The sequence below is a fragment of the Congregibacter brevis genome (assembly GCF_045689245.1).
Taxonomy (GTDB): Bacteria; Pseudomonadota; Gammaproteobacteria; order Pseudomonadales; family Halieaceae; genus Congregibacter; species Congregibacter brevis.
Map to the genome: position 1 here is coordinate 3,163,633 of NZ_CP136865.1, position 21,131 is coordinate 3,184,763.

15 protein-coding genes are annotated in these 21,131 nt (G+C 54.3%); 4 read left to right on the forward strand and 11 right to left on the reverse strand.

Going from position 1 to position 21,131, the window contains the following annotated elements; translation table 11 throughout:
• Positions 1 to 160: 160 nt before the first annotated feature.
• Complete coding sequence (locus R0137_RS14020; RefSeq protein ID WP_407327028.1) at positions 161 to 508, reverse strand: histidine triad nucleotide-binding protein; 348 nt, start codon at positions 506 to 508, stop codon at positions 161 to 163.
• Positions 509 to 568: 60 nt separating this feature from the next.
• Positions 569 to 754 carry a Trm112 family protein gene (locus R0137_RS14025; RefSeq protein WP_008296215.1) on the reverse strand — a complete coding sequence of 62 codons (186 nt, stop codon included), beginning with the start codon at positions 752 to 754 and terminating at the stop codon, positions 569 to 571.
• A gap of 140 nt (positions 755 to 894) precedes the next feature.
• Between R0137_RS14025 and R0137_RS14030 the strand changes: the two genes are divergently transcribed.
• Positions 895 to 1,488 (forward strand): hypothetical protein, encoded by a 594-nt coding sequence (locus R0137_RS14030; protein ID WP_407327029.1) that lies wholly within the window; start codon positions 895 to 897, stop codon positions 1,486 to 1,488.
• Positions 1,489 to 1,530: 42 nt separating this feature from the next.
• On the opposite strand, the gene R0137_RS14035 is transcribed toward R0137_RS14030, so the two are convergent.
• The gene (locus tag R0137_RS14035) at positions 1,531 to 2,400 is read right to left on the reverse strand and encodes a M23 family metallopeptidase (protein ID WP_407327030.1); all 870 of its coding nucleotides are present in this window, start codon (positions 2,398 to 2,400) and stop codon (positions 1,531 to 1,533) included.
• A gap of 121 nt (positions 2,401 to 2,521) precedes the next feature.
• Here R0137_RS14035 and greB point away from each other — a divergent pair, with 121 nt between their 5' ends.
• On the forward strand, positions 2,522 to 3,025 hold the full coding sequence (gene greB / locus R0137_RS14040; RefSeq protein WP_407327031.1) for a transcription elongation factor GreB: 504 nt from the start codon (positions 2,522 to 2,524) through the stop codon (positions 3,023 to 3,025).
• Between the two features lie 65 nt (positions 3,026 to 3,090).
• Here the strand turns inward: greB and R0137_RS14045 are convergent, their stop codons facing one another.
• The gene (locus tag R0137_RS14045) at positions 3,091 to 4,314 is read right to left on the reverse strand and encodes a serine hydrolase domain-containing protein (RefSeq protein WP_407327032.1); all 1,224 of its coding nucleotides are present in this window, start codon (positions 4,312 to 4,314) and stop codon (positions 3,091 to 3,093) included.
• Between the two features lie 162 nt (positions 4,315 to 4,476).
• Here R0137_RS14045 and gcvP point away from each other — a divergent pair, with 162 nt between their 5' ends.
• Positions 4,477 to 7,374, forward strand: a complete 2,898-nt coding sequence (gcvP, locus tag R0137_RS14050) for an aminomethyl-transferring glycine dehydrogenase (protein WP_407327033.1) — start codon at positions 4,477 to 4,479, stop codon at positions 7,372 to 7,374.
• A 142-nt stretch (positions 7,375 to 7,516) separates the two neighbouring features.
• Entirely contained in the window at positions 7,517 to 9,907 is a 2,391-nt protein-coding gene (locus R0137_RS14055) for an EAL domain-containing protein (protein WP_407327034.1), read from the forward strand.
• 91 nt (positions 9,908 to 9,998) lie between these two features.
• On the opposite strand, the gene R0137_RS14060 is transcribed toward R0137_RS14055, so the two are convergent.
• Genes R0137_RS14060 through R0137_RS14090 form a run of 7 tightly spaced genes read right to left on the reverse strand, consistent with a single transcriptional unit; the run spans position 9,999 to position 20,846 of the window.
• Complete coding sequence (locus R0137_RS14060; protein ID WP_407327035.1) at positions 9,999 to 12,512, reverse strand: TonB-dependent receptor; 2,514 nt, start codon at positions 12,510 to 12,512, stop codon at positions 9,999 to 10,001.
• A gap of 19 nt (positions 12,513 to 12,531) precedes the next feature.
• Positions 12,532 to 14,136 (reverse strand): sigma 54-interacting transcriptional regulator, encoded by a 1,605-nt coding sequence (locus R0137_RS14065; RefSeq protein ID WP_407327036.1) that lies wholly within the window; start codon positions 14,134 to 14,136, stop codon positions 12,532 to 12,534.
• Complete coding sequence (locus R0137_RS14070) at positions 14,133 to 14,732, reverse strand: isochorismatase family protein (RefSeq protein ID WP_407327037.1); 600 nt, start codon at positions 14,730 to 14,732, stop codon at positions 14,133 to 14,135. Before R0137_RS14070 ends, R0137_RS14065 begins: the two co-directional genes overlap by 4 nt.
• 3 nt (positions 14,733 to 14,735) lie before the next feature.
• A complete protein-coding gene (locus R0137_RS14075; protein WP_407327038.1) occupies positions 14,736 to 16,625 on the reverse strand; it encodes a hydantoinase B/oxoprolinase family protein in 1,890 nt (629 codons plus the stop codon).
• A 1-nt stretch (position 16,626) separates the two neighbouring features.
• Entirely contained in the window at positions 16,627 to 18,696 is a 2,070-nt protein-coding gene (locus R0137_RS14080; protein WP_407327039.1) for a hydantoinase/oxoprolinase family protein, read from the reverse strand.
• Positions 18,697 to 18,750: 54 nt separating this feature from the next.
• Entirely contained in the window at positions 18,751 to 19,650 is a 900-nt protein-coding gene (locus R0137_RS14085) for a hydroxymethylglutaryl-CoA lyase (RefSeq protein ID WP_407327040.1), read from the reverse strand.
• Positions 19,647 to 20,846: a CaiB/BaiF CoA transferase family protein gene (locus R0137_RS14090; RefSeq protein WP_407327041.1), complete on the reverse strand. Its 1,200-nt coding sequence runs from the start codon at positions 20,844 to 20,846 to the stop codon at positions 19,647 to 19,649. The genes R0137_RS14085 and R0137_RS14090 overlap by 4 nt, the downstream gene beginning before the upstream one ends.
• Between the last annotated feature and the right edge of the window lie 285 nt (positions 20,847 to 21,131).

The following is a 21,131-nucleotide window of genomic DNA, read 5'->3' on the forward strand; positions in this document are numbered from 1 at the left end:
AACTGTTTTGGAAACTGTCGTGAAAACTGTCGTCGCAGCTGTTGCAGCAGCTGTTGCAGCAGCTGTTGTCGCAGCTGTTGTCGCAGCTTTAGTCACTCGCAGCTATTCTCGCAGCTATTGTTACAAGTTTAGCTATCTTTAAGTCTCGCGGGCTGCGAACTCAGCCGACCATTTTACCCTCTGATAGAGTGCCACCGGCAATGATGTGTAAGTGCAAGTGATGCACGGTCATTCCAGCGCCTTCTCCATTGTTGATGATCAAACGAAAGGCCTCGGCAACACCCAGCTGTCTGGCTACGTTTCCCGCAGCGAGCATTAAATGCCCGAGCAAGGCTTGATCGTCACCTTGCGCGTCAGACAGTTTTTCGATCACCTTTTTAGGTATCACCAGCACATGCACCGGCGCCTGAGGATTAATGTCATTGATCGCTATGCAGTGATCGTCCTCATATATCTTCTCGGCCGGGATGTCGCCGTTAATGATCATTGTGAAAATACTGTCTGCCATGCCTAGCGCCTGCCTATTTGCTGTACCTTTTTGCGGTATAGAGTCTGTTTTAACAAACTTTTAACCCAACTTCTCGTCAGCAGTGAGCTGGCGAGCTTCCTCTTCCAGCATCACCGGTATGCCATCCCTTACCGGGTATGCTAATCCGCTGGCCTTGCAAAACAACTCCTCGCTGGCTTCGTGATATTCAAGGGGCGCCTTGCTCACGGGGCATACGAGGATGCTCAAAAGCTTCTTATCGAGCACAGTGGGTCATCCTTTTTGGGAAATTTGCGATTATACGGTTTTTTGCCCGCTGCAGGCGCTTCTCACGCCATTTGTCTTGTGTTTCTGGCTACCATGGAGGAGAATTTCGCGCCCGAATTAACCCCATAAGAGTCAAAGTCATGTCATTAAACAAAGTTCTTTCCAGTATTTTCCTGGCGGCGAGCCTTACCGCAGCGCCTTTCGCTGGCGCAGCGCATCATGAAGAGCCCATGTCAGACCACGCCGAGCGTGCGATGGCCATCGAAGTCGATGCCGAAGTTATTGCTGTGGATGCTGAAACCCGAGAAATGGTTCTTCAACTTCCTACTGGCGAGCAGCTAACTACCAAAGTTGACCCCCAAGTCGAGCGTCTCTCCGAAGTCGTACCCGGTGACTTTTTGGTCGTTACCTATCTAGCCGCATTGGCCGCTGAGCTTCGTGAGCCTACGGAAGAAGAGATGGCGAACCCTTGGGTTGAAGGTGCAGATGCAGGAGTGGCAGGCGACAACGAAGCACCTGGTGGCGCAATGGTGTCAGCGGTTCGCGCTGTATGCACCATCGAAGGCATGAACCGCCTGCTGGGAACCGTGACTATCATGGATTCTCGCGGCAAAGCTCACGTCATTGGCGACGTTAGCGCCGAGCGTATTGAGCAGCTCAGCATTGGTCAGTCTGTAGTTATTACCTTTACTCAAGCGCTGGCTGTTGGGATCGAGAAAGCAGCAGAGATGTAAATTGACCTCGCTCCCCGCCGCGTTATCGGCGAGGGGGCGACGTTACTCCTGAGTAGATTTATCAGGCTCAGGCTTAGGCATGGGCTTAGGCATGGGCGGTACGAGTCTTTGCGGGTCTACCCGCCGATCCCTCCAGCTCATACGCCAGTCCAAATGGGGCCCCGTCGCTCTCCCCGTTGCACCCACTGCACCGATTAGATCGCCTATCTTAAGCTCATCACCTACTTTTGCCGACACTTCACTCATGTGCAGAAAGGATGATGACAGACCGTAACCATGATCAAGAATGACGGTACCCCCTGAGTAAAACAAATCCGGTTCGGCCAACGTAACCCGCCCCGCGGCTGGCGCATAAATGGGCGTTCCTGTGGGAACAGCGACGTCCACGCCGTAGTGCGGGCTTCCAGGCTTGCCGTTGTAAAAACGCTGACTCCCGTATACACCCGAAATCCGCCCCTGCACCGGCCAAACAAAGCCACCATCAATTTGCATGAGCCAATCGGGACGTTCGATGACCTGTGCCTTTGCGGCGGCCACCAATTGCCGCTCACGACGAATGCGCTCGAGCTGCTCTTGGGGTGGCGTTACGGTCCTCTGTGGAACCCCTTCCACGCGCGAAATCCGATACTCACGCTGAGCCACAGTTACGGAATACTCGCAGTCGTTACCTACCCGCAGCAGACTGTTCGCCGGCGCATCTCTATGAAAGGCTGCTACTACGAAGCCATCGGGCGTCACCGTTAGCTGCTGATCATCCAGCTGTACTGAGGTACCCGGTGTAACTTTTGCCCAAATTAAGCCACCCTCGGCGGGGTCCCCTTGCACATTGACGCATTGAGCCCCGGCAGACGACATAAAGGAAGCAGCAAAAGCGCCTGCGAAACATGCTCTGAACAAGTAATGTGATCTCATAGGGCGAGTGTAGGTGCCTCTGGTGTATGCAGCAATAAGCCCCGGGCATTTGTATGGATAGATCCCCTTAACACGACGGGAAATGCACTCCAAAGGACACCTGGCAGGCTAGAATACTGCTATGGGACGTTATAGAGCACCACGCCCACGAGGGACGCCACTGATCACCGCAGCAGGTGAGGCTCGACTGCGTGCAGAACTTGACGACTTGTGGCGCAAGGAGCGACCCGTAGTAGCACTGGCTGTGCAGGATGCCGCCAAGAACGGAGATCGCTCAGAGAACGGTGACTACATCTATGGCAAGAAACGCCTTCGAGAGATTGATGGCCGGGTACGGTTTATTAGCAAGCGGCTCGAAGTCCTTCAGGTCGTGCGAGAACCCCCGAGCAATCAGGAACGGATTTTTTTTGGGGCGACTGTAGAGGTCGAAGATCAACATGGTACTCAGCAAAGCTTCACCATCCTCGGGCCCGATGAGTTCGAATCTTCTCGAGGCGAAGTGTCTATCGATGCGCCCATAGCCCGAGCGCTTTTGGGAAAAAGCATTGGCGACTGTGTAAATCTCGAGAGCCCGGGGGGCCTAAGGGAGCTGGAGGTATTGAACGTTGCTTATCGCCACAGTTAAGCGGCTATTCTTGCCCCGTACTACTAGTCCAGCATCGCTAGTCGAGCACCCCTAGTCGAGCACCCCTAGTCGAGAGCAGCATATACGAGCGCCTCCAATTGCCCTCTAAAGTTAAAGGTGCTCGATGGTATCAGCTGGGTCATGAACACCACCGCAAGATCCTCAATAGGATCTATCCAAAATAGCGTGCTCGCCATGCCTCCCCAGTAAAAGCTTCCCTGCGTTGCCGGGTACCCGTTAACGACGGGATCGATCTTGGACGCGAAGCCCAAACCAAAGCCGACGCCCTCGTGGTCGGTTTCGGTAAAGCCGGCCATGGCGACGCTCGCCAGATCAGCTTTCTCAGGTAGATGATTTGCCGTCATAAGATCAAGAGTCTTGCGACTAATGATCCGCTGTCCGTTAAACGCCCCCCTGCCAAGAAGCATCTGACAGAAGCGTAAATAGTCAGCGGCGGTTGACACCAATCCTCCACCACCGGAATAAAAACTGCGACCGATGTACTGCGATGACTGAGCATCATCCTGAAGAACCAGACGTTTCTGCCCATCTCTTGTGTAACAGGACGCGAAACGATGCAATTGGTCATCCCGCGGACTAAAGGAGGTGTCGCACATTCCCAAGGGGTCAAAAATGGTCGAGTGTAGATAGTCCGGAAGCGTCTGGCCGCTGATCCGTTCGACGAGATAGCCTACGACATCCGTGGCCACCGAGTAATTCCAGCGATCGCCGGGCGAAAATTCCAGGGGCAGCGTAGCCAGCTGCTCAATCATATCCTCTAGCGTGTAACCCTGAACGGGTCTGGCGACCTTAAGTTTTCGGTACGCCCTATCGATCTCCGTAGACTGCATAAAGTCGTAAGTAAGACCTGACTGATGGGTCAACAAGTCGCGAATCCGCATTGGACGATGGGGGGTTCGGGTTTGGAATTCAGGATAACTACCACCCTCTCGCACCTGGAGGCCTTTCCACTGCGGTATAAATCGGTGAACCGGATCATTAAGCGAAAACAAGCCGCGCTCCCAAAGCGTCATGAGTGCGATAGATACGATGGGCTTGGTCATGGAATAGATACGAAAGACCGTATCGTCAGTCATAGGGAGCTCGCGCTCGCGATCACGTTGACCAGCAATGTGCAGGTATGCCAACTGATCGCTACGCAAAACCGCGGTGAGGCAGCCAGCGATTTTACCGGGCTCAACATAGCTCCGCTCCAGATGCTCCCCGATACCTTTGAGGCGACCCTCGGACATCGCTGCGGCAGAGGGATCAACGCGAGTAAAATCCATCGTTCTTGGCTCCAAGTCGTGATTTTCGACAGCGCGCAAGTGTAATGGAGCCTGTGATTAAGGTATACAAAACCGCCACGAGAATTGCTGGTCCGGCAGCCACGCTGCTAAAATGGCGCGCTTTCCAACGGGCATCAGCCCCCGCAATTGTGGAACGCTACCATGAGCATGGATCGCCTCACGACACTTGAAGGCCACGACGAATTTCTCGCCCGACACATAGGCCCCAGCGCTGCACAACAGAGCGAAATGGCCTTGGCGGCAGGGTACGACAGCGTTGAGTCACTCATCGACGCCACTGTCCCCTCAAACATCCGCTTGACTAACCCCATGGCCTTAGATGGTCCTCAACGCGAGGTCAATGTTATCGCCCGCTTGAAGGCCATGGCTGCGCAAAATCGCATCTGCAAAAATTTTATCGGTATGGGGTACTACGGTACCCACACCCCCGCGGTGATCCAAAGAAACGTGCTGGAGAATCCGGGTTGGTATACCGCGTACACGCCGTACCAGGCTGAGATATCCCAAGGACGCCTCGAAGCCTTGCTCAGTTACCAACAGGTCATTATGGATCTGACCGGCATGGAGCTCGCCAACGCGTCCATGCTGGACGAGGCGAGTGCCGCGGCAGAGGCAATGACGCTGACCCAGCGGGTCAACAAAAAAAACAAGAGCGTGCGCTTCATTGTAGATAGCGACTGTCACCCTCAGACCCTTGCAGTCCTCGAAACGCGTGCCGAACCACTAGGCATTGAGATTGTGCATGGCAATGCTACTCAATTGCTGCAGAAAGGCGACGCATTCGGCGTATTCATTCAGTATCCAGGCAGCAGCGGTAACGTATCCGACCCCAGCGCACTCATAGAATCAGCCCATGCCCAAAACACTTTGGTGGTGGTTGCCAGCGACCTGCTAGCGCTTTTGTTGCTCAAGTCTCCGGGGGAGCTCGGTGCCGATGTGGTTGTTGGCAATAGCCAGCGCTTTGGTGTCCCCATGGGCTATGGCGGACCTCACGCTGCGTTCTTCGCCACGCGAGATTCTTACAAGCGCTCGACCCCCGGACGTATTATTGGCGTCTCCGTCGATCGCGATGGTCGCCCTGCCCTGCGTATGGCAATGCAAACCAGGGAACAACACATTCGCCGGGAGAAAGCCACGAGCAACATTTGTACAGCGCAAGCCTTACTAGCGGTTATGGCTGCTTTTTATGCGATGTATCACGGACCAGCGGGTTTACGCCAAATCGCGGAGCGCGTGCAGCTACTAACGGGCGCACTGGCCTCGGCGCTGCGCTCATCGGGCGTAACGGTTCTTAACTCACACTTCGTAGACACCCTGACGATCGCAAGCGACGACCAGCGAGAAAGCATACTGGCTCGCGCGGAAGCCCAAGGCGTTAACCTACGCTGTGACAACGCTGAAACATTGGGGGTTTCTCTAGATGAAACAACCACGCGTGCCGACCTTGCACTACTCATAGAAGTAATTACCGGTGAATCTTTAAGCGTCGATAGTCTCGACGTTGAGAGCGGTATTCCCGACGACCTATATCGCGACGTCGACTACCTTCAGCATCCTCTCTTTAATGAATATCATTCAGAGACTGAAATGCTGCGCTATATGCGCCGTCTCGAAAGCAAAGACATCGCTCTTAATCGCTCCATGATTGCGCTTGGCAGTTGCACCATGAAGCTGAATGCCACCACCGAAATGTTGCCGGTTACCTGGGAAGGCTTCGGTGCGATACATCCTTTTGCACCCATCGACCAGGCAGCAGGCTACGCAGAACTCCTAACGGATCTTGAACGCATGCTCACAGAGTGCACAGGCTACGACGCTGTATCGCTACAGCCCAATGCCGGGTCCCAGGGAGAGTACGCAGGCTTGTTAGTGATAAAGCGCTACCACGAAAGCCGGGGGGACAGGGATCGCAATATTTGCCTTATCCCATCGTCTGCGCATGGTACCAACCCTGCGAGCGCGGTTCTGGCGGGAATGCGTGTTGTGATAGTCGAGTGCGACGCTCAGGGCAATGTAGACATCGCGGATCTTCGTAAAAAGGCCGAGCAACACAGCAAGCATTTAGCGGCGATCATGGTGACCTACCCCTCCACTCACGGCGTTTTTGAGGAGGACATCGTAGAGGTCTGTCAGATCGTGCACGAGCACGGTGGTCAAGTATATGTCGATGGCGCCAATCTCAACGCCTTGGTCGGCTTAGCAGCCCCCGGTAAGTTCGGCGCTGACGTATCTCACCTCAACCTGCACAAGACCTTTTGCATACCCCACGGCGGTGGTGGCCCCGGCATGGGACCTATCGGCGTGGGCGCGCACCTGCAACCATTTCTGCCGTCAAACCCTGTAGTACCCGTACCGGGACTATCACCAGATAACGACGTCGTGTCCGCCACTCCCTATGGCAGCGCTTCGATCTTGCCGATTTCCTGGGCCTATATTGCGCTGATGGGTGCCCGTGGACTGACACAGGCCAGTAAAGTTGCCATCGTCTCTGCGAACTACATAGCCCATCGACTGCGCGATCATTATGGCGTGCTTTACACGGGTAGCAGTGGCACCGTCGCTCACGAATGCATTATTGATATTCGCCCGATCAAAGAGGCTAGCGGCATCGGCGAGGAAGACATCGCCAAGCGACTCATGGACTTTGGCTTTCATGCTCCCACGATGTCATTCCCTGTCGCCGGCACTCTAATGATAGAACCCACGGAATCCGAGTCTCTTGCAGAGATCGATCGGTTCTGCGACGCGCTTATCACCATTCGTGAAGAAATACGTGAAGTTGAGAGTGGACGCTGGTCACTGGAAGACAACCCGCTGGTTAATGCGCCTCACACGCTGCGCGATCTCACCGGAGAGGAATGGGCCCATGCCTACAGCCGAAAGCAAGCTGCGTTTGCGATGGACTCCCTCCAGCAAGACAAGTACTGGCCGCCGGTAAGTCGTATCGACAACGTCTACGGCGACCGGAATCTTTTTTGCGCCTGCCCGTCTATCGACAGCTTTCGTGAAAGCACGCAGGACGAGCCCAGCCTAGGATAAGCGTATTGCAAGCTACAGCGGTGAATTGAACGGCATACGGCGGCAGGCTACGAGCGAGATTTTGCGTCACCGTTAAAAATAGCGCCGCGACGAAAAGACATCTACACTCGAGATTGTGATTCCTGACGAGGCGTTAGCTGTAGTGAGTGAGACACATCTCTTGCCGCAAAGCGATGCGGTATTCCTCGCGGCGGGCATTGGCACGTGGCACTGGGACGCCGCGAGCGGCATATTTCAGCTGTCCGATGACGGCATCGAAATGCTCCAGGTGCGTAATGACGAACTCCCTTTGAACGCAGACACCATTCTTGGGCAGATCCTCGACGAAGATGTCGATGACTTTCAAGCCGCCATGGCTCAACTCTTGATCGAGCCAAGCCTTATCAAAGTAGATTTTCGAGCCCTCCTCGACAGCGGCGATGTGCGGTGGTATCGCGCGGTTGGTCAAAGTTACAAAGCCGACTCAGGCAGCGTATCGCACGCTTCAGGCGTGCTTGTTGATGTCACAGGGCAACACAATGCTGAGCATTACTACGATACATTCTTTCAGCAGCCCAACGGTATGCACCTGGTCGCTAGCATTGACGGCGTCATTGCACTCGCAAATAGTGCGTGGCAACTCGTTTTAGGCTACGCCCCTTCAGAACTTATTGGGCGTAACTTTCTGGATCTCGTGCACGAGAAGGATCAGGAAAGCACCATTGCCGAAATGGTCAACCTGTCAAGGGGTCTGAAAACCCTGTACTTTGAAAATCGTTATCGGCACAAGGACGGCAGTTACCGAGTCATTGCCTGGTCTGCCGCCACCGCAGAGCGAGAGTCAGTTATCTGTGGGGTGGGTAGAGATATATCGCAGGAACACGCGGCTAGACGCGAGCTCTTTCAGGCTGCGGCTGTGTTCAACAATAGCGGCGAAGGAATCCTCATCTCTGATGCAGACGGCCGCATCCGGGATGTGAACGCTGCGTTCTCCCGCATAACCGGATACAGCCGCGATGAAGCTATAGGGGAGTCCACAAACCTACTACGGTCCGGGCGTCATGACGCAGATTTTTATCAGACAATGTGGCATGCCCTCCAGAAAAATGGAGTATGGCGAGGCGAGATATGGAACCGGAGAAAGTCTGGAACCGTTTTTCCCGAGCTACTGACGATTAGTAAAATTGACGGCCCAGATGGCGGCTTCATGGCAATCTTCACTGACATCAGCCAGCTCAAAGAGACCGAAGCCCAGCTGCAAAAACTCGCGCACTACGATCCGCTGACCAACCTGCCCAACCGCTTTCTCATTAATGAGCGGCTCGAGCACGGCATTCGCCGCGCTCAGCGTCGCTCTGATCAACTCGCTGTCTTCTTTCTCGATATCGATGGCTTTAAAAACATCAACGACAGCCTCGGGCATCTTGCTGGAGACAGGCTCCTCGGTATCACCGCGGACAGGCTCCGAGACGTGCTTCGTGAAGATGATAGCGTCGGCCGAATTGGTGGAGACGAATTCCTCATGCTCCTTGACGACATTGGATCACCCGAAGACGCCACCAACATTGCAGAGAAAGTCATTGGTGCCCTTCGTAAGCCTATGATCCTGGAGGGCCGCAGCGTATCGGTAAGTGCAAGCATTGGAATCAGCATATTCCCCGAGGATGGGCAAACCGCCGAAACGCTGATGAGCAATGCCGACGCAGCGATGTATAACGCCAAAGATCAAGGCCGCGACACCTTCCGATTTTACTCAGAGCATCTAACGCGACAGGCATTTCAGAATGTTCTCATTGACTCTGCTCTTCGCGAGGCCGTAGCAAAAAAAGAACTTCATTTGGCGTTTCAACCACAAGTGATTAATGACAGCCAAACGCTGCTCGGGCTAGAGGTTCTCCTGCGCTGGCATCACCCCACGCTAGGAAAGGTACCCCCTGCGCAGTTTATTCCTCAGGCCGAACGTACCGGGCTGATCCGTAACATTGGTCATTGGGTACTCGAACAATCTTGTATTCAAGGTAGCCATTGGCTGGCTGAAGGATTGGAGTTCGGTCATCTGGCGGTCAATGTATCTGCGCCCCAGTTCCGCGCCGAAGACTTCGTAGCGCAAGTAAAGAAGGTCCTCCAGGACACCCAATTCCCTCCTGAAAAACTTGAGCTGGAACTCACAGAAAGTGTATTGGTAAGAGACACAGAAGCACTCATCGAGAGCATGCATGAGCTCAGAGCATTAGGTGTGATGTTCGCCATCGACGACTTTGGCACCGGCTACTCTTCCCTGTCCTATCTAAAGCGCATGCCCATAGATCGACTCAAACTAGACAAATCCTTCGTAGACAACATTGCCAGTGATGAAAGCGATCAAATCATTGCGGGGGCGGTACTGGCACTGGGCGACGCACTGGGGGTACCGGTCATTGCGGAGGGTATTGAGCAGGACGCGCAGGCACAGGTGTTGAAAGGACTTGGCTGTACACATTTTCAGGGTTTTCTGTATGGCATGCCGATGTACGCTCCGCGCACGGAGGTGCTTTTACGCTCACATAAGCCCTAAGCCAGCCACGAGAAGCTTACAAGACTGTCCTGTCGAAAAATGCCCACGAAAAAAAAGGCGCCCAAAGGCGCCTTTTCAACTTTTAGAGGTTTTAGAAGCTGTAACGGAAGTCTACCCCGTAGCTTTGCAGCGCCGATGGATGCAAAAAGCTTCCGCCGAACTCGGGCGTAGGAATCACTTCCTGCAGATACTCCTCATCGGTGATGTTGCGACCCCAGGCGGTAATCGCCCAGTTTTCGCCTTCGAGCCCTACTCGCAAGTCCACGGTGCTAAACGCGTCGCGAGATGACTTGGAGAAGTTCTGATTGAACCCAGGACCGAAGAAGGCGTTCCAAATAGTGGGAGTTTCCTCACCCTGTAGTGTGTGGAACCACATTTCGCCTGTGTACTGCCAGTCCAATCGACTCACCAACTGCATGCTACCGCCCACAGGAAAGCTTAGCTCCGCACCCAGATTACCGGTAGTCTCTGGCGCTTGAGGTACATCATTACCCTCAGACAGAGGACGGTGATTGTTCTTCTCAATCTCTGAATCCATCAAGCCAATCCCGCCATAGACTGTCAGGTACTCAGTGGCAATGAAGGTGAAGTCCGCTTCGATACCCTGAATGTAGAGTTCATCAATAGTTGTGACTGTACGCAGGATGCCAAAAGGTCCCGCGTAGAACTCAAAGAACTGATTGTCTTCAACATCCGTGCGGAAGGCAGCGGCATTTAAACGCAGACGACGATCCATCAATTCGGACTTAAAGCCGACTTCAAAAGCAGTGGAGATTTCCTTGTCATAGTCGTCGGTTACCTGAAGCTGCGCGTCAACAACTTCACCCGGTCCACCAAAGCCTGAGTTAAACCAAAAGTTCAGCAAGTCCTCGGTACCGATCGCATTAAAGCCACCACTTCGGAATCCAAGACCGTAGCTTGCATAAACGTTAACCGCATCAGTCATTGCCCAGTTCCATGTTGCCTTGGGCTGAAGCTGGCTAAAGTCACGCGCACGATCAGGAATGCCATTAGGGTTGCTGGCAAATGCCGGATTGATAGGCAATGGAGCACCCGTCGCCGGATCCAGCAGATTAATGTTGAGGCCCGAGTTCAGGACATTAGGCACCTTATTGCTGACCTCTCGCTCTTCACGGTCATAACGCAGCGCAAAAGACAGCTCCATGGTGTCGGATAGATCGAACTCCAACTGCCCGTAGATGGCATACACCTCAGTGTTGAATTCATCCCAGAAAAGAAGATCTGTCGGGTTAGGCCCCGTTGGGTCAACGTAGGGCTGCTTTAGGAACCCCTGCCCTTGATCAGCGCCGTAGCCCACCAACGATTCTCGCTCAATATCTGCGTAGTACACGCCCGCGATCCAGCGAATCGCGTCGTCTTCAGGGCCGACCAAACGCGCATCAATACTAATGTCTTCCTGATTACGCTCTTGATACTGATAGCCATCACAGGTCAGAGGATTGTATGGGCCGTAGACACCCTGGAAGTCAGCACCCGGCGGCAAGACGCCAAAGGGGTTGAACGGTTCGCCGAACAAATCAGGACGAGTAAAGCTGTTTAATTCGCCGCGACCTGCCTGACAGGATGGTGTCAGCTCGTAGCCATAGAAGGTCGCTGCTGTGCCATCAGAGAGCAGAGACTCTTCTAGATCGCTGTAGGCAACGCTCGCAACGAGGTCTGCAAAATCCAAAGCCCAATCCAGCTTGATAGCAAAGTCCGTGGTCGTCTGCTCATTCTCGCCCGGCGTGTTGAACGTGAAGCGGAAATCCACGTCATTAACATCCTGGTTGTAATTAGGCGCACCAAAAGCATCAACAAATGCAGGAATAGCAAATCCCGCGTTGAAGTTGATAGCGCCAGCACTTACATCGGAATAACCACCTCTGAAGTCTATCGTCAGATCGTCAGTAACATTCCACTTGAGGCGACCACGCACACTGGTGTCTTCAAGATAATCAACAACGTCGTCTTGGTTCGTGAAAATGTTCCCGTAAAATCCATCTGTTTCACTGGTGCTGATCGCAATACGACCCAGCAACTTATCCTTTACGATCGGCCCGCTAAACATTGCATTCCCTCGAAGAGTGCCGACATTTCCGACGGTGCCTCCCACGCGAGCTTCGAATTCGTTCGTCGGCTCTTTGGTGGTAACGAGAATCGCACCAGCGACTGCGTTACGACCATAGAGTGCGCCCTGGGGACCTTTGAGGACTTCGATCTGCTGAACATCGAAGAGCTCTTCGTTGAAGCTGTTCGGGTTAGTGCTTAAGACGCCGTCGACGACATAGGCGAACGTCGATTCCGCATCTCGTGTAGAAATGATGCCGCGAATGCTCAACTGCGTATCACCCACGTTCGCTGAATCCACGAGAGTTACGTTGGGCACTAGCCCGACGTAGTCACCCGCACGCTGAATACCCGCGCGCTGAATCGTATCCTCATCGATCGCAGAAATAGCGATGGGCACTTCTTGAAGGTTCTCTGAACGCTTTCGCGCCGTCACCACCACTTCTTCGATAGCGAGGTTGTTACCCTGAGCCATCACCATTTGCGTTGCCGGCAACAACAGCGTCGCTGCCAAAGCCTGCACTAGCGGTTTCTTCATGCTTTGCATTCCCGTTCTCCTACCCTCGTGAGTATTGATTGCTTTTCTTATTGCCAGCACCATAGGTGCCAAAATTTTGATTCAAGTCCATTTCCTTGAGGCGCCGCCACAAGGTGGTAGGACTAATACCTAACTCTTTACTGACCGCGTTCTTATCTCCAGCGAAGCGCTGCATTGCCTCAGCAATGGCTCGGCACTCCTGCTCCTTGAGCAAACCTGCGGGCAATTGCTGGGTGGGCTGCACCGCTGATAGCTCCGGAAGAAGCTCTTCAAGCTTCAATTCGTTCACCGCAACACCTTGGGCTGCGTTCACAGCGAGACGCTCCGCAAAGTTCTGCAGTTCACGAACATTCCCCGGCCAGCGGTACATCAGGAACGGGCCGGTTAACTGAGCCATAAGGGTGGCAACGTCCAACTCCACCTCATACTGCCTCGCGTACTCAGCCAGATAGTGCTCGGCAATGGCTTCCACGTCCTCTGGCCGCTCCCGAAGGGGTGGAAGTCTTAAAGTAAATACGTTGAGGCGGTAATAAAGATCATCTCGAAATTGACCTGCATCTACCGCCTCTTGTAGATCGGCGTTAGTAGCTGCAATGACCTTGAAATCAAGCGGTAATTCTCGGGTGCTGCCCACGGGCCGCACACTCCGTTCCTGCAGTACCCGGAGCAGTTTCACTTGTTGCGAAAGAGGCATCTCTCCAACCTCGTCCAGATACAGAACACCGCCATTGGCTTGTTCTACCAAGCCTACTCGACCTCCTCGTCGAGAGCTTGTGAAAGCACCATCGACGTAGCCGAAGAGCTCACTTTCGAAAAGCTCATTGGGGATGCTGCCGCAGTTTATGGCGACCAACGCCCCGTTGCGATAGTCCGAGGCCTGGTGAATCTCACGCGCTATATGCTCCTTACCGGTACCACTTTCACCCTGAAGTAGCACCGAAGCACTTCCTCGAGAATACGTCCGCGCCAATTCTGCAACGCGGGACATTTGCGGAGAGTCGATCACGAATCGGCCTGGCGATTGGGCCGTGTCTCGCTCTGCTGAGCGCACACGAGCCTGACGTAAAGCCTCATCAAGCATTGAGCGTGCAGACTCTCGGCTGTAGATCAGCACTGCGGGTAGGCCCCGTCGGGTCGCCAACTCACAGATATAGCTTGGACCCACGACCACGTCGGCACTGCGAGCGGCCGCCATAGCCAGAAGCTTTTCAGCGGCCTCATCGGTCGTTGCATAGCTTTCGTGCTGAAGGTTCCCACCCAATAATGCTGGCAAGGCAGTAAACAGGCGCCCTTCAGATTCCGGTGCCGCAGCGTAGGTGAACACGTGCACCCGTTCGGCAATACGTCGTGCCCGAGCTACTGCATCCACAATATCGGTGTCGGTTACCGGTTGAGCGATGACCGGTAGCTTCAAAGAGTTTTGCAAAAAAGCAGCGTTTGATCCTGCACTGGCGATCACGTCTGGCTTGTGTTCCTTCACCAGCGCCTGATAGTCGACACTCCCCGACGCAACGGATTCTACGATGATGATCTCTGCTTCATCCTTGTAGTCTGGGAGTACAGAGTTGATAAGCTCACTGAACTTGCGATAGCCAATAAGTAAGATACGCGCGCGGCTGCTCATGAAACTATTCCGATCGCGTCGCGCACATCATTCACCGATACGACTTCGGCATACTTCGCGTGCATATCATGCAGGTTCGCTTCATGGGCTTCGGCGTTGCGATCACCTACCGCCTCCTCAGCGACCCACACCACGTAGTTATGTTGTAGTCCATCCACCACCGATGCTCTTATGCAACCGCTCGTGGTTAAACCAACTACCACCAGGGAATCCACTGCCTGCCCCTTTAACCACTGCTGAAGACCGGTTTCGAAAAACGCACTCGCGTAGTGCTTCGCAAAAACCGGTTCTGACGCGCGAGGGCTAAGCCGAGCGTCTACCTCTACCGCAGCGCTGCCCTCAGAGAGAGCATTCAAGGCGGGAAGCCGCTGACGAAACACGGCCGCCTGAGATTCGCTTGAATACACCACGGTGGTAAAGCACACCGGCAAATCTCGACTGCGAAACGCAGTTTGCAAATCGGCGCAGGCCGCGACAACCGCGTCGCTTTCTGATCCCAGAGGACTCTTGGGATCAGTAAAAGCGTTGATCATATCGATCAGTAACAAAGCCGGACGGGCTCCGAGTGCTTGCGGTTTTCGAGCAAGATCAGCCATGACTCAGGCTTGACGCTCCGTAGGAAACTGCGGAGTCACTGGTGGAGGAAGATGCGTTTCTTCTTCACAGCGCGCCTTAATCTCTTCGATGGTGCCGCCGCGATTAAACAGAGGCTGATCGTCGCTGCGCTCGGACCGCAGCTGCTGGCGAAGGGACTCTGTGGCATCAATGTCGACGCTGCCATCAGCAGCCATCACCACGCCGTATCGCTTTGCGCCTTCTGCACTTACCAGGCGTCTCGCTACGTCCGCACGGACTAGCTCGGGGTCCCGTGCGAAAGGGTCACCCCAGCCGCCACCACCCCAGGTATTAAAGTACAAAAGGTCGCCTGCCTTTACTTTTATGCCCTCTACCTTGGCCGGCAACCATTGCTCACTACCATCGGCCCGCACCAGACGCTTTGTGGAACGCTGCCCCGTATCACCGCCCAAAACACCCCAGGGATGGGTCAGCCAGCGCTCGTCGTGGATACCAATCTCGCCATCTGCCAAAAAGCGATAGGCGACAGACAGACCATTACCACCTCGGTGAAGACCGGCGCCGCCAGAATCGCAAATGGTTTCATAGCGTTCTATGCGGAGCGGAAAGTAGGACTCGATGAACTCATTGGGAACATTGGTAAAACCCGGCCACAGAGAGTGGCCATCAGGCCCATCACCGACAGGACGACCGGGTATGCCACCGAAGCCAATCTGAAACAACTGAAACCACTCACCGTCCTTACCGGGGCGCTGGTCATAGCCCGAGTAGAAGAGATGCGGCGAATCAGAAAAACCTGCTGCGTTGAGCATTTGCTCTGGCGCCCCCATACCCAATAGCGCTCCCAACAAGTCAAAGATTCGTCCCAGTGCATGGGTCCGCCCGGACAAGGCAGCGGGAAACTTAGGCTTCAGGAGAGTGCCTTCAGGTATACGCACCTCTACAAGATCATAAAAGCCGTCGTTGAAGACTATCTGGGGATCCACCACGTTGATAGTGAAGGAGCCGAAGAACATCTTGAACATATCCTCATTGAGGAAGAAGTTCACAGAGCTCTGTGCCTGAGGATCCGTGCCATCAAAGTCAAAGATCGCTGTGGAACCTTCGCGCCACATACGGCATTTAATCCGATATGGACCCATACCCATACCGTCGTCGCACAGGTAGTCTTCGAATTCCCGGGGCTCTTCCGGAATAAACATCTCGATGATGTGCTTCATTGCAGAATGGTTGCGATCGAGCATGACGTCCATAGTCGACTTGAGCACATCATCGCCAAAGCGCTCCGCCAGCTCCACACAGCGCTTTGCCGCTGTATTGCATGCCGCGACCAAGGCATTCAGATCAAAGCGATTCCACTGCGGCGTTCGCACGTTATGCAAAATAAGCTCTAGCAGATCCGTCTGCAGTTCACCGCGCTTGTATAGCTTAGTGGGTGGTATGCGAATGCCTTCCTGATAAATAGTGGTGGCCTCGATGGGGATAGACCCTGGAACCATTCCACCGTTATCGGACATGTGCCCAAACATTGCCGACCAGGCTATGTGGCGTCCGCCTTTGAACACCGGCACAAGAACCACCCAATCGGGCAAGTGAGAAACCGCAGCGTTACACATGTAAGGATCGTTCGTAAGGATGATGTCACCCTCTTCGATCTCCGCGTCGTAAGCTTCCAGAAAGGGGCCGATGAAAGATCCAAACTGACCTACAACCATTTTTCCTTCACGGTTAGCGATCATGGGAAAACAATCACCCTGCTCTCGGATGCCGGGCGACATGGCGGTTCTAAACAGCACCGCGTCCATTTCTTCCCGAGCGTTGCGCAGGGCATTTTCAATAATATCGACCGTCACACCATCGACGTCGACACTCTGAAGTGCCGCGGTATTAGTCTCTTTAATGATCGCGGGCATATCAGGCGCCTCCGTTGCTTGGGTTGATCAAAAGATTGCCGACGGCGTCAACTTTTGCCGTGTAACCAGGAAGCACAACAGTGGTCGAGTCCATTTCGGCCACGACACAGGGGCCTGCTACATCCAAACTTTCGTGCAGACGCCCTCGATCGTAGATAGGCGCAGGGTGCCAGGCACCCTCAAAGTAAAAACGACTGTCATGTATCTTGCACTCTTCAAGAGCGCTCTCGCTCGCAACCATGTGCTTATCCGCAATCTTACGAGCCGCGGCTTTCACGACAGCTCGGATCATTAATATCTCGTGACCGTCGCCTAGCTTGAACGTGAACAGCTGCTCATGTTCGGCGTCAAAGGCCTCGGTAAGCAGTGCGACGCCTTTATCCATGAGCTCCTGCTCGTCGAAGTCCACGGTGATCTGAAACGCTTGCCCCGCATAGCGAAGGTCTGCTTGATAGGAGACTTCCTGTTCCGCGTCGGGAATACCATCAGCTCGAAGCGACTCGCCAGCGCGATCGCGCAATTCATGCAGGTCCGTCAGCATCTGTGCGTCGCTAAGATCCCCGGCCATCGTCAAATAGGTGCGCGCCGCTTCGTCCTGGACCTGAGTCGTCGCATCACCGTAAGCACACAATACGCCCGGACCTGGCGGCACAATCACCGGCCAGGCGTCCGTGAGAATACCCAGCGCATTGGCGTGTAGAGGGCCTGCACCGCCAAAACCCACCAATGCAAAGTCTCGTGGATCGTAGCCCTGCTCAACGGACACTAGCCGGAGTGCACCAAACATAGACTCATTAACAATTTTGATGATGCCTTCGGCGGCTTCCATAAGGTCGATGCCCATGGCATCGGCAACCTTTTGTACTGCCTTTTCTGAAGCGTCGCGATTGATCTGCATCTTGCCGCCCAGCTGAACATCGGACGGGAGATAGCCGAGTACGACGTTGGCATCACATACCGTGGGCTCTTCGCCGCCCTTCATATAGCAAGCCGGACCAGGAACAGCGCCAGCCGACTCCGGGCCAACGCGCAGCGCCTTGGTAAGTTCAGGTACAAAGGCGATAGATCCGCCTCCCGCACCGACTGTGCGGACATCCACGGAAGGCGCACGAACTCGAACATCGCCGACAATAGTCTCCCGGCGTACACGGGCGCGAGCATCCTGAATGAGCGCTACATCCGTAGACGTGCCGCCCATATCAAAGGTGAGAATGTCGCGAAAACCAGCCCGTTCGCAAAAGTAGATTGCCCCGGCTACCCCACCTGCGGGGCCACTCATCAACAAATTCACAGGGGAATCTGCCGCCGCACGTGCCGACGCCAAACCACCATCAGATCGCAGAATTGAAAGCTGAGCTCCCTCACCCAAACGCTCATCCAGAGCAGCCTGTAGATTGTTAACGTAGCGAGCCACCTCGGGACGCACGTAGGAGTTAACAACCGTAGTCTCTGTTCGCTCGTACTCCTGCATTTCCGGAACTACATCGCTGGACACCGAAATGGGGGTATCCACAAAGATCTCCGCGGCAATGGCTGCGACTTGCCGCTCATGCTCGGAGTTTATGTAGGCGTTGATCAAGCAGATAGTTAAGGCTTCAACCTCGCCGCGATCACGCAGCGCCTGAAGATCTCGTCGCAGTGACTCCTCATCGATCGGCTCAACAATCTCGCCATCCGCGTCAATGCGGCCGGCGGCACCGATGGTGAGCTCCAGGGGCGCGAGCAAAGGGCTTTTAACAAAGCTGACCCAGCCTCCCAGACCACCCGGGCAATAGGACCGAGCCACTTGGAGGGTGTCTTCGAAGCCCGCGGTGGTAACAAGTCCAACACGCGCTCCGCGACCCGTGAGCACGGCGTTAGTCGCGACGGTTGTACCGTGCATAACCAGCTCAATAGCCTGCGGGTTTACACCAGACTCGTCGCAGATCCGCGCTATACCATTCAAAACGCCGATAGACGAATCCTCGGGGGTCGATGGCACCTTGGCTGTAAAAGTTTCTCCGCTTTCCTCATTCAGCAGCAGAAAATCTGTGAACGTTCCGCCTACGTCTACACCTAATCGGTAACTCATTCCTCGTCCTTCTACCTGATTGCAGCGCCGCCTGAGGCTGACGCGAAAAAAGTTTTAAGCCGCGTTGCGACTCAACCAGTAATGCGCTCTTCCACCCTGAGGTCGTCCCAGCATCTCACTTACAAGTTCGACCGCTTGGAGCAAAGCCGGCATTGCAACCCCCGTCTCACAACCCATTTGCTCACAAAGCATCACTACGTCTTCCGTTGCGACATTGCCCTTTGCACCAGGCGCAAAGGGACAACCTCCAAGACCGCCAATGGAAGAGTCGAAACGTCGCACCCCACTCTCAAGCGCCGCGTAAATGTTGGCAAGACCAAGGGCTCGGGTGTCATGAAAGTGACAGGCGAGGCTCTGAGACTCGTGCTCTTTAGCGAGGGCGGTCATCAACTGTTTCACCTGCGCCGGATTCGCAGCGCCAATCGTGTCGGCAATGACCAATTCCGAAGCACCCGCATCCAGCAACTGAGCTGCCAAAGCACGGACGTACCCTGGATCTACGGCCCCTTCAAACGGGCACTCGAATGCTACTGCCAGATAAGCCTGCACGCGCCTTCCTTCCGCGCTACCGCGCTCGATAACCGCGCGAGCAACGTCCATGGTCTCGTCCATGCTCAGATTGATGTTCTTCTGATTCATTGTTTCGGTAGCGGAAACGACAACCGCCATGGTTTCTATGCCGGCATCGCGAGCCAGCTCATATCCCTTCATGTTGGGCACGAGAGCGCTTAGCTCCACGCCAGCACGGCGCCCAAGACGCTGAGCAAGATCGCCGGTGCCCGCCATTTGCGGCACCGCCTTTGGGGAGACAAAGCTGCCCATCTCCACATGCCTGACGCCCGCTGCCAATATGGCCTCTACAAACGCAAAGCGCTGTTCCAGACTGAGAGAGCCATCCTGACTCTGCAATCCGTCTCGAGGACCTACTTCATTGATAATGATCGAATCGCTCACGCTACTGCTCCCGCACCTCTTAAGATCTCAAGCTGGTCATCGCTATAGCCCAGTAGATCCCTGAGCACTGCATCGGTGTGCTGTCCTAACAAGGGCGCCGACGTAAAACTCTCCTCATCTGTACGTGAGAGTTTGATGGGGTTTCCCGGCCCCCGGGTACTACCACCTTCGGGGTGTGTAAGCTCAACGACCATGTTGCGAGACAACACCTGCTCGTCCGCGAGGGCCTCGTCCAACGTATTCACTCGGGCACAGGGAATACGCTTCTCGGTCAGTTTCTCCAGCCAATACTCGGAACTATGAGTGCTGAGAATTTCGCTCAAGCGGCGATCAATAAACTCTTTATCCGCAAGGCGCGCGGGCTGGGTGCGATATTTCTCCTCACGAAATGCAGGCTCGTCAATTACGTCCATCAAGTTGTCCCAAAAGCTGTCAAAGATCACAGCGATAATGATGTGTCCGGTTGCTGTGGGATAACTGTTGTAAGGCACATGTACAAAATGACTGTTGCCAATGGGATGGGGAACGTCCCCGGAAAGAAAATGCATTGTCGCCATGTAATTGAGCATGGATATCTGGCAATCGAGCATAGAGATGTCTACGTGCTGACCGAGACCACTTTGCTCTCTCTCGTAAAGGGCAGCGAGTACTCCCATGACACCAAACATACCTCCACCGAGATCACCGATGGGAATGCCGGCACGAGTAGGCTGCCCGGCATCATGACCCGTGATGGACATGCCACCGCCAATAGCCTGAACAACCTGATCGAAAGCCGGTCTTTGGTAGTTGGGACCGCCGGAACCAAACCCAGAAATAGAGCAGGTGATGATCTTGGGATTCACTTTAGAAAGATGATCGAAGTCTATACATAGCTTGCCAGCGACACCGGCACTAAAATTTTCCACGACGATGTCGCTGTTACGGACGAGATCATAGAAAACCTGCAGACCGGCGTCGGACTTTAGGTCTAGTGCAACGCTTTGCTTGTTGCGGTTTAGGGTCACAAAGTACGCGCCCTGTCCATTGAGTGAGTTCTTAGGGTCATTCGCGAGTAATTTGCGTGTGCCTTCACCCTTAAGAGGCTCGACCTTGATGGTTTCCGCTCCCAGGTCGGCGAGGATCATCGCGCCATAAGGGCCGGAGAGCATATGGGTGAGATCCAGAACTCTCACGCCACGTAGGGGTTTTGCCATGCGGTCAATCCTCTTATTGTCTCGGTGCCCAAAGACGGCGCGTGAAGCCACTTCGGATAAACGCGTCGAACCTAGGGCATTTTCAAATCGGCCCAGATACACGAAAGTCTGCTGGAACGATGACGAGATAGATCGCAAGAATTAGTCCAACATCAACTTAAACTCCTAAAAACTTATTTTTCCCGCTACATATCAATAACTTAATGGAAACAGCGCGGTTGTGCTGATGTAAAATGGCTCGGTCATTTCGGCGAAAAAATATTCATATTGAAATATTATTTCATT

Bases quoted from the DNA above. Each gene is read 5' to 3' on its own strand.
- R0137_RS14070 (WP_407327037.1), bottom strand. From the start codon at position 14,732: ATGGCTGATCTTGCTCGAAAACCGCAAGCACTCGGAGCCCGTCCGGCT.
- R0137_RS14060 (WP_407327035.1), bottom strand. From the start codon at position 12,512: ATGAAGAAACCGCTAGTGCAGGCTTTGGCAGCGACGCTGTTGTTGCCG.
- R0137_RS14065 (WP_407327036.1), bottom strand. From the start codon at position 14,136: ATGAGCAGCCGCGCGCGTATCTTACTTATTGGCTATCGCAAGTTCAGT.
- R0137_RS14080 (WP_407327039.1), bottom strand. From the start codon at position 18,696: ATGAGTTACCGATTAGGTGTAGACGTAGGCGGAACGTTCACAGATTTT.
- R0137_RS14045 (WP_407327032.1), bottom strand. From the start codon at position 4,314: ATGGATTTTACTCGCGTTGATCCCTCTGCCGCAGCGATGTCCGAGGGT.
- R0137_RS14090 (WP_407327041.1), bottom strand. From the start codon at position 20,846: ATGGCAAAACCCCTACGTGGCGTGAGAGTTCTGGATCTCACCCATATG.
- R0137_RS14035 (WP_407327030.1), bottom strand. From the start codon at position 2,400: ATGAGATCACATTACTTGTTCAGAGCATGTTTCGCAGGCGCTTTTGCT.
- R0137_RS14020 (WP_407327028.1), bottom strand. From the start codon at position 508: ATGGCAGACAGTATTTTCACAATGATCATTAACGGCGACATCCCGGCC.
- gcvP (WP_407327033.1), top strand. From the start codon at position 4,477: ATGAGCATGGATCGCCTCACGACACTTGAAGGCCACGACGAATTTCTC.
- greB (WP_407327031.1), top strand. From the start codon at position 2,522: ATGGGACGTTATAGAGCACCACGCCCACGAGGGACGCCACTGATCACC.
- R0137_RS14075 (WP_407327038.1), bottom strand. From the start codon at position 16,625: ATGCCCGCGATCATTAAAGAGACTAATACCGCGGCACTTCAGAGTGTC.
- R0137_RS14030 (WP_407327029.1), top strand. From the start codon at position 895: ATGTCATTAAACAAAGTTCTTTCCAGTATTTTCCTGGCGGCGAGCCTT.